We start from the raw sequence: 13,019 nt of genomic DNA on the forward strand, positions 1-13,019 counted from the left end.
AAATGGATACGACGACAACCAGCACCACTTTTAATGATATTTTCAAATCAAGCTTTTTGGACAAGACCGAGAGTTTTTCAATCATTGACTCCCTAATTGGATTACTGTTGGCATTTGCCATCGGATTGTTCATTTACGTCATTTATAAGAAGACCTTTTCCGGTGTGATGTACTCACATAATTTCAATATATCCCTCATCATCATGACAATGGCCACGGCTTTGATCATCATGGGCATATCGACAAATATCGTCATCTCCCTTGGTATGGTCGGTGCCCTCTCCATCGTACGATTCAGAACGCCCATCAAAGATCCCATGGACTTGGTCTTCCTATTCTGGGCAGCGGCATCCGGGATTTTATGCGGGGCAGGACTAATTCCGCTGGTTATCATAGGTGCCATTTTAATAGGTATTGTGATGCTCATATTTGCCAATCGGATCACTGTTGAAAATCCATTTTTATTAATCATTAAATATTCAGATGCATCAATTGAAAAAAAGTTAGAAGAAATGATATCCAACAAGGTGAAAAAGCATTCTGTCAAATCGAAATCCGTCATGGCGGATAATAACCTCGAAGTGACATATGAAATTCGATTAAAAGATAACAATGCGGAATTCATAAATCAAGTCAAGGACATGAACAGCGTTCACTCTGCCATCATGTTAAGTTATGATGGCAACTTCACAGCTTAAGAAAGATGGCGGACATAAAAATTCATGCCCACCCCTCTATATTAGACTACAGGAGGAAGGAGCCTTGGCATGTTAAAAACAAGATATGTTGTAGCGACCAGTGCATTATTGATAATAATTTTTATGGCAGTGATGTTTTTCCTTCCCCATCTTCATGTTGAAAAAGCAACTAAAGGAAATACTTATACAGAATCTGTATTTGACCAAAGTAAGGTGACAACCGTGGATATAACATTGGCTGATGAGGATTTGGATTCCATCCTGGATAACCCCTCTGAAAAGGAAGTTGTTGCATCCGATGTGACCATTAATGGGGAAAAAGTTGAGAATGTAGGGTTTCGAACCAAAGGAAACCTTTCCTTAAACTCTGTTGTCCAAATGGAAGATTCGGAACGTTACAGCTGGAATATAGACTTTGATTATTATCAGGGAGATCAAAATTTTCACGGCCTGAAAGAATTCGATTTAAATAATAATTATAGTGATCCCACGTATATGAGGGAGTACCTTTCGTATGAGCTAATGGAAAAGATGGGCATAGCAACTCCCGGACATTCCTATATGTACGTGACCATCAACGGAAAAGAATGGGGCTTGTATTTAGGCGTTGAATCTATTGATGAAACATTTTTGAATAATAACTTTGCATCTGGTAACGGTGACCTTTATTATCCTGATGGCACCGGAAGTGATTTAAAATGGATCAGTGATGATATTGATGATTATACAGGGTTGAACTTAAAAACAAATGAAAATTCTGATCAATCTGCCATGATCAAGATGCTTGATGCTATCAATAATGGCGGGAATTTGGAAGAAGTCTTGGATGTAGATGAAACATTACGCTACTTTGCAGCAAATACGGCCCTCGTCAACCTCGATCATTATCAAGGCACATTAAAGCATAACTACTATCTATACGAAGAAAATGGAATATTTTCCATGCTTCCCTGGGACTATAATATGTCATTTGGAGGCTTTTCCGGAGGCGGCGGTCGACAGGCGGGCGCATCCGGTCAAGAAAATAAAAGTGAAATCGCCGCTGACCAAAAAAATGGCGCTACGGCTGAGAGTAACGACGATGCTGATAAGCAGGATGACACGGAACTCAGTGGGGAAGCACCAAATATGAACGGTGGCGGAATGATGGATATGAGCTCAAATTTCATGAATGAAAATAATATCAACTTCAGCATTACCGAGCCTGTTTCAGGTACGGCCCTTGAAGATCGCCCTTTATTGAATGCCCTGCTTTCCAACGACGGGTATCGTGAAAAATATTATGATTATCTGGACGACATTGCTACAGATTTTTTCTCTGAAGAAAATATGAAAGCAATGACCACTGAAATTTCCACATTAATCAAACCATACGTGAAAAAGGATCCGACCAAGTTTTATACAATGGACGAGTATACAGAAGCAACGTCAGGCGAGGAGACCCTGGTTGACTTCGCTGTCCAACGTGCTGAGTCCATCTTGGCACAGCTTTCTGGAGACCTGGTTGTGGAAGCCGAGACAGAAAGCGGTATGGGAGGCGGAGCTCCTAATATGGGCGATGACGCAAATGCAGGCCAGCAACCACCAAACATGGGCGGCGGCGAGAATGAGGCTGCGATGGGGCCCCCTGACATGGACCGCGGCGGGAATGGTGCACCTCCTGGCATGAACGGGAACATGGGTCAAAAGGGGGCAGTTAACAGTAGTTCCTCCAAAGATATGATCATACTATCTTCCTTGCTCCTAATCCTATTATTAGGTGCAATGGCTTTCGCCTACTTCTTTAAACGAAGAGGTAAAAAAGGATAATAGACTATCCCCCTCCAATATAAAAAAGGTGCAAAAGGGGGTTAGGAATGGTTCATCCTTAATTAACTAGGGCATACTAATGTTTTTACTGTTTTTGAGACCCCTGCTAGATTGAAGAAATTTGCGGCACTCCTGCCGAATAACTGGCCAGCGGAAAGAAAGCGGATTTCTGAAAACAACATGAACGTTTTTTAAAGAGGCACTTTTCGTAAAGATTGTTGTTTTTAAAATGAAACGATTTAACGTTGATTGGAGCACAAGAGCGAGACTCCTGCAGGAGCAGCGGGACAAGTGAGACTCCACAGGCGTTTTCGCCGAGGAGGCTCACCGCCCGCCCCGCGGAAAGCGAGCATCTGGAGGGGAAATCAACCACACCGCTTTACTTGGAATAGCAACAAAGTATGCGAAAACAGCCTTTAAAGAACACGGTAGGCAAACTGCTTTTCTTCGAATTATCTATAATCTGAGGTATCCCAAAATATTCGGGATACCTTTTTTATTGAATTGGTGCATGGCATTTTCCGGGTTATTCCTTCACGTTTGATTAATTTTTAACTGCTAATTAATATAAAATACCCTTATTTGGTATAAAATAGTAAAATAGAGAGGTAAATGAACCTCAATCAAGAGGGTTGTTCACTTGTTTATCAATTGAATTTAGGGGGTAAAGATTTCCATTATTACTTTATCCGATCGTACAGTTTCACTTTTGTTAAAAACGGGTCGGTGTCAGGGGGGAAACGGATGAAAAGAAATCATACGATGATGCAATTTTTTGAGTGGCATCTTGAGGCAGATGGTTCTCATTGGGAGAGATTGAAATTTGCAGCCTCCAAGTTGAAGGATATAGGAATTGACTGCGTTTGGCTTCCGCCGGTTACCAAAGGGCAATCCGTTGGGGATAATGGATATGGAATATACGACGGATACGATTTGGGGGAATTTGACCAAAAAGGAACAGTCCGTACCAAATACGGGACCAAAGATGAATTGCTGCAAGCGATAGCCACCTGTCATAACTACGGACTTTGCGTTTATATCGATTTAGTCATGAACCATAAAGCAGGAGCCGATGGAACCGAAAAATTTAAAGTGATTGAAGTCAATCCAGAAAACCGTATGGAAGATATCTCAGAACCATTTGAAATGGAAGGCTGGACAAAATTCGATTTTCCAGGCCGTAAAAATAAATACTCTGATTTTAAGTGGAACCATACTCATTTTAATGGTACAGACTATGATGCCGAAAACGACAAAATGGGTGTATATCGAATCGCAGGCGAAAACAAGCACTGGAATCAGCATGTCATCGATGAATTCGGAAACTATGATTATTTAATGTTTGCCAACATCGATTATAGCCTGCCGGAAGTTCGTCAGGAAATGATTAGCTGGGGAAAATGGATGGTTGATACGTTAAAGTGTGATGGTTTTCGTTTGGACGCCGTTAAACATATCGATTATGAATTCATCAATGAATTTCTCCAAGAACTCATTCCTTATACAAAGGAACATTTCTTCATGGTCGGCGAATTTTGGAAGGCGGATGTTAAAGCATGTCAAACTTACTTAGAGCAAACCAATCATGACCTCAACTTGTTCGATGTTTCCCTGCATTATAAATTTCATGAGGCCTCAAACGCAGGAACTGACTTCGACCTCTCAACCATCTTTGATAATACCCTCGTCCAAACCAATCCGGCAGAGGCCGTCACTTTTGTCGACAACCATGACTCCCAGCCCCATGAATCACTGGAATCTTGGGTAAAGGACTGGTTCAAACCATCGGCATATGCACTTACCTTGCTTAGACTTTGCGGTTATCCATGTGTCTTTTACGGGGACTATTATGGAATCGGCGGGCCTTCTCCGGTGCCAGGGAAAAAGGACATTCTAGATCGCCTCTTATATGCAAGGTATGAAAAAGCTTACGGGGAACAGACTGATTACTTTGATGATCCAAATACGATAGGCTGGGTCCGGCACGGAGTTGAAGAGCTAGAAGGCTCGGGGTGCGCCGTCATAATTTCGAATGGAGATCGCAACAGTGAAAAAAGGATGTTCGTCGGTGAACATCGTGCTGGTGAAATCTGGAGTGATTTAACTTGTCATAGAGATGACCACATCACCATTGAAGAAGATGGTTTCGCGACCTTCCCCGTTCATGGAAAAAGCGTATCGGTATGGGCCTTGGATAATCCGCTCTAAAAAGAGATAAGCAAGGAACGGCATGTCATTTACGGATATGCTGTTCTTTGCTGATGACACCCCCCTTGAAGACTTGGAAATAAGTCTGTATGCCACATAGGGAAAGATAATTTTTCCATTTTGATCAATCATGGTAAGATAAGGGAAAAAGGAGTTGAAGGAAAAGTGAAAAATGAAATCATTGAAAGATTCACTTCTTATGTGAAAGTGGATACCCAATCGAATGAGGAAAATCCATCATGTCCCTCTACACCCGGACAGTTGACCTTGGCAAATGCATTGGTCAATGAACTTCAATCGATTGGGATGAAGGAAGTGACAATTGATCAGAACGGATATGTCATGGCAACATTGCCAGCCAATTCAAATAAGGATGTCCCGACAATCGGTTTCTTGGCACATGTCGATACAGCAACGGATTTCACTGGAAAAGATGTAAAACCGCAAATCATTGACAACTATGATGGCAAAGATCTTACTTTACATGAAAAATTGGATGTCATTCTTTCACCTGATGATTTTCCTTCGCTTAAGAACTATAAAGGGCATACCTTGATTACAACGGATGGGACAACCCTGTTGGGAGCAGATAATAAGGCTGGAATTGCCGAAATCATGACTGCCATGGATTATTTGATCCAGCATCCGGAAATCAAGCATGGAAAAATCCGTGTTGCTTTTACTCCCGATGAGGAAATCGGCAGGGGGCCCCATAAGTTTGATGTAGATGCTTTTGATGCTCAATTTGCCTACACTGTGGACGGTGGTCCACTTGGAGAACTTGAATATGAGAGCTTCAATGCAGCATCGGCCAAAATCCTGATCAAAGGTACGAATATTCACCCTGGTACGGCTAAAGGAAAAATGGTCAACTCGGCAAAAATCGCCATGGAATTCCATGATAAACTCCCAGTAGCAGAAGCACCGGAATATACGGAGGGTTACGAAGGATTTTATCATCTGATTTCATTTCACGGTGATGTGGAAGAGACCAAGCTTTCTTATATCATCAGGGATTTCGACCGCCAAAAATTTAATGAACGCAAGGAATATATAACAATAGTAATCGAAGATTTAAAAGAAAAATATGGGCAAAACCGCATCCAGCTTGAATTAAACGACCAATACTTCAACATGAAGGAAAAAATTGAGCCCGTAAAGGAAATCGTGGATATTGCCCACGAAGCAATGGAGAAACTCGATATAAAACCGAAAATATCGCCAATACGCGGTGGTACGGACGGCTCTCAATTATCGTATATGGGCCTGCCAACACCCAACATCTTTACGGGCGGGGAGAACTTTCATGGCAAATATGAATTTATTTCCGTCGATAACATGATCCTGGCCACTAAGGTGATCGTTGGCATTGCATCGCTTTTTGAAGAAAAAGCAATGTAGCTTGATACGAAATGCCTTTATTGAAAAACCCCCCGACTCCAAGTCTGGGGGTTTTTCATCCAATATTAAACGCGATTCCAGTGACGGTGCTTGGCAATCGCCTCGATAAAGACAGTACCACTATTTTTATCCGTAACAGCTACAATGCCTGAGGCTGGATCATTGGAACCGATGCCTGCCTTCGATAGGATCTCGGCTCCTTCTTTTCCCGCACCAATTGCTTTGAAATGATTGTAGGCTTCATCAACAAAGTAAATTGGTTCCTTGGATGCCTTTAAAGAATTGACGCTCTCCTGCCCTCCTGGCACATATACAGCATCGAAAAGTACCGAATCGGCTGTCAGGAATGTCTGATTCACTTCGGCCTGCTGTCCTTCAGAACTTGTAATCACTCCACGGTTATGACTGATGATTTCAGCCGTTATCCCTGCAGATTTAAATGATTCCAAGACTTGATTGACCTCTGATCCGTTGAAGCCATCTGCAGCCAAGATTGCCACTTTCCTTGTTGCGGCCGTGTTCACCTTCATTTGCTCCTGGCTTAAAGCTGGAGAAGCCAAATCCATTTTGACCTCACTTTTGTTGGCCGGAGGATTCACGCCCACCCCAATAGCGATCGTTTTAGCCAGCTCGACATCCACATTGCTGAACATCTCGACGATTTGCTGCTGAACGTCCTTACTTTTCACTTTTCCCACTTCAAAGTGGAACGCCTGAATAATATGCTCCTTCTCCACTTCCGTCATGCTATTCCAAAATAATTTAGCCTGGCTGTAATGATCCTTGAAGCTTTCACTGCGTTGTCGGACCTTCCTGCCATCGACTTTTTCCTGGTAATGTGCATAGCCGCCTTCCTCTTCCGAAGCAGGTTCGGGAGAGTTGCCTGCAAGGGAATTTTTGTGGTAGCTGACCTGCCCTGGATTTATTGACATTCGGTGCATGCCATCGCGTTGATTATTATGAACGGGGGCAACCGTCCTATTAATCGGAAGCTCATGGAAATTCGGTCCTCCCAATCGGGATAGCTGGGTATCGGTGTATGAGAATAACCGTCCCTGGAGCAGCGGATCATTTGAAAAATCAATACCCGGTACGACATGCCCCGGATGGAACGCTATCTGTTCCGTCTCTGCAAAAAAGTTATCCGTATTTTGATTCAAAACCATTTTTCCGATTATTTTCACCGGGATCTGTTCTTCCGGCCATAGTTTAGTAGGATCAAGGATATCAAAGTCGAATTTGAATTCATCTTCCTCCTTAATCATTTGCACGCCAAATTCAAATTCAGGATAATTTCCGGTATCTATCGCTTCCCACAGATCTTGGCGGTGAAAATCAGGATTCTTCCCTGCAATTTTCTGTGCCTCATCCCAGACAAGGGATTTAACTCCAAGTACAGGCTTCCAATGGAATTTAACGAAATGGGCCACGCCTTGTTCATTTACAAAACGGAATGTGTGGACACCAAACCCTTCCATCATCCGGAAACTTCTCGGTATGGCCCTATCAGAAAGATGCCACATGATCATATGAGCCGTTTCTTCATTGTTGGCGATGAAGTCCCAAAAAGTATCATGTGCAGACGCAGCCTGAGGTATTTCGTTATGAGGCTCCGGTTTAACCGCATGAATTAAATCCGGGAACTTAATGGCATCCTGGATAAAGAATACCGGAATATTATTTCCGACTAAATCATAGTTTCCTTCCTCAGTATAGAACTTTGTAGAAAATCCCCTTACATCACGTACCGAGTCTGCAGATCCACGGGAACCTGCCACCGTTGAGTAGCGAACGAATACTGGTGTCTTGACTGAAGGGTCTTGAAGAAACTTGGCTTTTGTATATTCGGCCATCGGTTCATATACCTGAAAATATCCATGAGCACCAGATCCACGGGCATGGACAATCCGCTCAGGAATACGCTCATGGTCAAAATGTGTCATTTTTTCCCGGAAATGAAAGTCCTCCATCAAAGTTGGACCACGCGTTCCAGCTTTCAAAGAATGCTCATCCTCAGAAATGCGCAAACCTTGGTTAGTCGTCATCTTTTTCCCATTATCGTCCACTCGATATTGATCCAACTGTCGCTGCTTACTTTGCTCATTGATTCTTCCGTTTTCATTTGCTTTTGCCATCCCACTCATTCCCCTCCATGTCTAAGAATTCAGATTAAATCGTGTTGTATGTACTTAATTGATTCGAAAAAATTGCGTTATCCTTCCTCATATACCACTCTATTTTGTCGGATAAACAGAATTCAAAAAAAGAATCTTCACGGTAGGTAGGTAGGTTCATTTTGGGATAGGTGGAATGCTTCCCGTCCCCAGTTTTGAAACACTTGAGACGGATCATTAACATATAAAAAAGAAGCGGGAGACCGATATTTCGATCTTCCCGCTTCTTTTCATTCAACACCTTTACTTCTTAAAAGCCTCTGAAACCTTCAAAAGTTTGCCTTTTACTTTCGTATTTTTCATCACTTTCAAGACAAGCGGTCCCTTTTCATTCAATATTTCCACATAAGAAACATTGTCCTGGATCGTAATGATCCCAATGTCCTCTGCATTCACTCCATCAATCTTTGCGATGGTTCCGACAAAATCCACAGCCCTGAGTTTCTTTTTCTTGCCGCCATTAAAATACAACTTCATGATTTGTTTATTCAACTGTTCACTTTTATCTTTTTTGATCTTGGGACGAGCTTCCAGTTTCGCTTCGAATTCCAATTTTTTATTGGAGACTTCCTCTTTTGAAGGAACAGTCATCTTAGGGATTTCAAAACCGATATATCCTTGAATCTCAGCAAGGAATTTGTCTTCGTACGGCGTCACAAAAGTAATGGCTTTTCCTTTTTTACCGGCACGGCCCGTTCTTCCAGTTCGATGTACGTAACTTTCCTTTTCCAATGGCAGGTCATAGTTAATCACATGGGTTATATTGTCGATGTCAATTCCACGCGCAGCAACATCTGTCGCAACCAAATAGCGGAATTCACCTCTTCTGAATTCATTCATCACTGCAAGGCGATCTTCCTGAAGCATGCCGCCGTGTATCATATCACACGGATATTCCAGTTCCAGCAGCTGTTCACATACTTGATCTACCCTATCTTTCGTCCGACAGAAAATGATGCAGCTATCGGGGTTTTCCGTGATGGTGACATCTCTAAGCAGGGAAAACTTATCATCTTCCTTCACTTCAATAAGAGCATGTTCAATTTTCTCCGTTGTTAAGCCCTTTGCTTTGATTTCAATATCCAAAGGATCTTTCATATATTGCTTGCATAGCTTTTTTATACTCTCAGGTAACGTAGCAGAGAACAGCATGGTTACTCTATCTTTCGGAAGCTCTTTAATAATGGCTTCCACTTGTTCAATGAAGCCCATATTCAGCATTTCATCCGCTTCATCAATAACTAAATGAGTTAAGCGTTCCAAGGCGAGTGTCCCTTTCTCGATATGATCCAGAACACGCCCCGGAGTTCCAACGACTACATGGCTTTTTTGTTTCAATTCCGCTTTTTGCTGTGCGAATGGATGTTTTCCATAAACCGCAGTAGCCTTTATCCTTTTAAATCTGCCTATATTCGTAATATCCTCTTTAACCTGTACAGCAAGCTCGCGTGTGGGTGTTAAAATAAGCGCCTGAGGCTTATTCTCCTCCCAATCGACCATTTCGCAGATCGGTATGCCGAATGAAGCGGTCTTGCCGCTTCCCGTTTGGGATTTAACGACTAGATCCCGCTTTTTCAGCGCCACTGGTATCACTTCACGCTGTACTTCGGTTGGACTTTGATATCCCAAGCTTTCTAATGCCCTTACAATTTCATCGCTTAATGTATAATCAGTAAAACTCAATTCATTCATATGACAGCCTCTTTTGTTGTTTAGTATATTGCTTTATTGTTTCCATAATCGTAAATTCCTTATACAAGGTTCTATTATACGCGATATGCATCGATAAACCTTGTACTAACCAAATTTCAATTGCCTTATTTCAATATAATGAAACGTTCGTCTTCATTAAAACAACGGTCATCAGGATATCATGATCTGAGTTAATCAAAATGGACCCTGCTTCTTTCAATATGCTAAAATATGTATGATATAAAAGCCGAAATAGGGTGTAGTTTCTAAACCGATGTCCAAAAGGAGTGCTGATTTATGATAATCGTAACGAATAGAATCAGAGTCAAAAAAGGGATGGGTGCAGTCATGGCCCCAGGATTTACTGCACCAGGTCCACTTGATACTACGGAAGGCTTCGTAAAAGTTGAAGTATTATTAACGCAGAATTTGTCGGACCACGATGAACTGAGCGTTAATATGTACTGGGAAAACCTTGATAACTTTACTGCTTGGAGAAATAGCGATGCATTCAAAGCTGCACATAAACGGCCTGAACCAGGTTCCGGTGAAGCAAAAAAAGAATCTCCTATTCTAGGCAGCGAGCTTACAACGTATGAAGTCGCCTCGGTAAAGGAAATAGCTAAATAATAAAATCACACAAAAAGAGGCCGCAAAATATGCAGCCTCTTTCTGTTGTTTTCTCTTAGTGAATTACTGGGCTTCAGCCTTCTTTATTTGCTTGCTTCTAAGCTGGCCGCAAGCTGCATCAATATCCGTTCCATGTTCTTGGCGGATTTTACAATTTACGCCTCTCTTTTTCAGCGTATCATAAAACGCGAGAACGGACTCTTTTTCACTTCTTTGGTATTGACTATGCTCATCTACAGGATTATATGGAATCAGGTTGACATAGAGCCGATGTTTTTTGTCCTCAAGAAGAGTGGCGAGTTGCTCGGCTTCTTCTTGATGGTCATTGACATCTTTCAATAGGATATATTCAATCGTAATTCTCCTATTCGTTTTCTCTAAATAATAATCAAGAGATTTCATCAATTTTTCTATCGGGATACCTCGGTTTATTTTCATGATCTGTGTCCTGAGCTCATTATTCGGCGCATGCAATGAGATGGCCAGATTCACCTGTAATTGGGTATCCGTGAATTCATAAATCTTATTGGCAAGACCGCTCGTCGAAACAGTAATGCGCCTGCCCGCTATAGCAAGGCCCTTATGGTCCATGAGCACCTTCAAAAAGTCCAACATATTTTCAAAGTTATCGAACGGTTCGCCAATACCCATTACAACAACATGGCTTACAACATCCTCTTGTTCCAATTTATCCAGATGAAGTTGAACGTTCATGATTTGTTCCACTATTTCCCCGCTGGATAAATCACGGCTTTTGGCCAATAATCCACTGGCACAGAAACTGCAGCCAATATTGCAACCCACTTGGGTGGTGACACAAACCGAAATTCCGTATTTATGTCTCATCATGACCGTTTCGATAAGATTTCCATCCTGTAATTTAAACAAAAACTTGATTGTACCATCCGCTGATTCTTGCTTGACGTGCTCAGTCAAAGTCTGGATGACAAAGTGCTCTTCAAGTAATTTTATGCACTCTTTATTTACATCCGTCATTTCAGAGAAACTCGTCACACGTGTTCTATAAAGCCACTCCCAGACTTGGGAAGCTCTGAATTTTTTATGGCCATGGTCCGAAAGCCACGCTGTCAATTGTTCGAATGTTAAACCATAAATGGACTCTTTATTCATTCGTTACCCTCTTTTCATTACATTAAGATTTAATATGTTATCCCATTAACCTTACGGGGAATTCCCCCGGAATCAGTCATTTCATTTATGATATGGTTCATTTCTATTTATCCGAAAAGCCCGATATATTTGCTCCACCAGAACCAGTTTCATTAATTGATGCGGAAAGGTCATTTTCGAGAAGGAAAGGGCATAATCGCTTCTTGATAACACCTCGGTGCCAAGCCCAAGCGATCCGCCGATAATAAAGGCAATTTTGCTCTTTCCATAGGTGGCGAGCTGATCCATATGAGTGGCCAGCTGCTCTGAAGTAAGCTGTTTTCCATTGATCTCAAGCGTTATTACGTAGGTGTCTGGGCTGACTTTTGCCAGGATTCGTTCACCCTCCTTTTGCTTTACAATGTCCATGTCTGCTGCACTCAGGTTCTCCGGGGCTTTTTCATCCGGTACTTCGACAAGTTCTATATTAGCATAGGCGCTTAACCTTTTAGTATATTCAGCAATTCCTTGCTTTAAGTATTTTTCCTTTAGCTTGCCAACAGTAATAATCGTTATTTTCATATATATCCTCTAGCTTTCATTATGTTTTTACTATCAATTGTTGGATTTGCCTACCTATTATCATACCTTACAGTGCCCTATAAGCAAAACAAGCATATCCTTTCCAATTTTTAATGCATTTTAAAATAAAAACCGCTGCCCCTGAAAGCGGCAACGGTAACTTTCATTATTTTTTAATGTGTATTGAATAAATTAGGGTCGACTTAGTTAAATCCGATGCAGAATTATGTTGATTATTCGTACAGCCAAAAGCACGAATCTAAACCATTTCACACGCCGCTTCATTCTTCGGAAATGTTAAGAACATGTTAAGAACAGGTTACGAACATGTTATCCACAAAAGTTATCCACATATCCACAAAATCTATCCACATCTTGTATGGGAATATTAGTTCCCTACTAGATATATTGCCACGTTTCGACAATATTCACAGGTTGTTGATAACTGATTTTCTTCGGGAACCAGCGTTAAAACAGGATAGGTTTCACATTCGTATACCACTTCATCCAGCGCCATATCCACGTGTTCCTGACAGCAATATAATTTCATCTTTTCATATCTCCTTTCCCACTCATTATTCCCAGTACTTCCATTCCAATTATCCACAAGTTACATGAGATTATTAATTTAAGTATATATCCACAGGTAATCGTAACAAAAAATAAGAAAATCGCAAGGAAATAGAAAGGACAGGAGGCATTTTTCCCCCTGTCC

The 13,019-nt window shown here is 41.6% G+C and carries 10 protein-coding genes; 5 read left to right on the forward strand and 5 right to left on the reverse strand.

What is annotated here, in order from left to right:
- Positions 1 to 2: 2 nt before the first annotated feature.
- The 4 genes from BW986_RS14045 to pepT all read left to right on the forward strand — a co-directional run bounded on the left by BW986_RS14045 (position 3) and on the right by pepT (position 6,116).
- On the forward strand, positions 3 to 698 hold the full coding sequence (locus tag BW986_RS14045; RefSeq protein ID WP_076368481.1) for a DUF4956 domain-containing protein: 696 nt from the start codon (positions 3 to 5) through the stop codon (positions 696 to 698).
- A 69-nt stretch (positions 699 to 767) separates the two neighbouring features.
- Entirely contained in the window at positions 768 to 2,507 is a 1,740-nt protein-coding gene (locus BW986_RS14050) for a CotH kinase family protein (protein WP_076368482.1), read from the forward strand.
- Positions 2,508 to 3,251: 744 nt separating this feature from the next.
- Positions 3,252 to 4,715 carry an alpha-amylase gene (locus BW986_RS14055; RefSeq protein WP_076368483.1) on the forward strand — a complete coding sequence of 488 codons (1,464 nt, stop codon included), beginning with the start codon at positions 3,252 to 3,254 and terminating at the stop codon, positions 4,713 to 4,715.
- A 165-nt stretch (positions 4,716 to 4,880) separates the two neighbouring features.
- The gene (pepT, locus tag BW986_RS14060; protein WP_076368555.1) at positions 4,881 to 6,116 is read left to right on the forward strand and encodes a peptidase T; all 1,236 of its coding nucleotides are present in this window, start codon (positions 4,881 to 4,883) and stop codon (positions 6,114 to 6,116) included.
- Between the two features lie 65 nt (positions 6,117 to 6,181).
- On the opposite strand, the gene BW986_RS14065 is transcribed toward pepT, so the two are convergent.
- On the reverse strand, positions 6,182 to 8,251 hold the full coding sequence (locus BW986_RS14065) for a catalase (protein ID WP_076368484.1): 2,070 nt from the start codon (positions 8,249 to 8,251) through the stop codon (positions 6,182 to 6,184).
- A 282-nt stretch (positions 8,252 to 8,533) separates the two neighbouring features.
- Positions 8,534 to 9,982 carry a DEAD/DEAH box helicase gene (locus tag BW986_RS14070; RefSeq protein WP_076368485.1) on the reverse strand — a complete coding sequence of 483 codons (1,449 nt, stop codon included), beginning with the start codon at positions 9,980 to 9,982 and terminating at the stop codon, positions 8,534 to 8,536.
- Between the two features lie 297 nt (positions 9,983 to 10,279).
- Between BW986_RS14070 and BW986_RS14075 the strand changes: the two genes are divergently transcribed.
- On the forward strand, positions 10,280 to 10,612 hold the full coding sequence (locus BW986_RS14075; protein ID WP_063234288.1) for a heme oxygenase: 333 nt from the start codon (positions 10,280 to 10,282) through the stop codon (positions 10,610 to 10,612).
- A gap of 63 nt (positions 10,613 to 10,675) precedes the next feature.
- On the opposite strand, the gene rlmN is transcribed toward BW986_RS14075, so the two are convergent.
- The 3 genes from rlmN to BW986_RS14090 form a co-directional block, all read right to left on the reverse strand.
- On the reverse strand, positions 10,676 to 11,743 hold the full coding sequence (gene rlmN, locus BW986_RS14080) for a dual-specificity RNA methyltransferase RlmN (protein ID WP_076368486.1): 1,068 nt from the start codon (positions 11,741 to 11,743) through the stop codon (positions 10,676 to 10,678).
- 81 nt (positions 11,744 to 11,824) lie between these two features.
- Positions 11,825 to 12,304 carry a 23S rRNA (pseudouridine(1915)-N(3))-methyltransferase RlmH gene (gene rlmH / locus BW986_RS14085; RefSeq protein ID WP_063234290.1) on the reverse strand — a complete coding sequence of 160 codons (480 nt, stop codon included), beginning with the start codon at positions 12,302 to 12,304 and terminating at the stop codon, positions 11,825 to 11,827.
- Between the two features lie 388 nt (positions 12,305 to 12,692).
- Positions 12,693 to 12,854 carry a CxxH/CxxC protein gene (locus tag BW986_RS14090; protein WP_065310847.1) on the reverse strand — a complete coding sequence of 54 codons (162 nt, stop codon included), beginning with the start codon at positions 12,852 to 12,854 and terminating at the stop codon, positions 12,693 to 12,695.
- Positions 12,855 to 13,019: the final 165 nt, after the last annotated feature.

Origin of the sequence: Peribacillus simplex, from assembly GCF_900156045.1 — a bacterium.
Classification (GTDB): domain Bacteria; phylum Bacillota; class Bacilli; order Bacillales; family DSM-1321; genus Peribacillus; species Peribacillus simplex_D.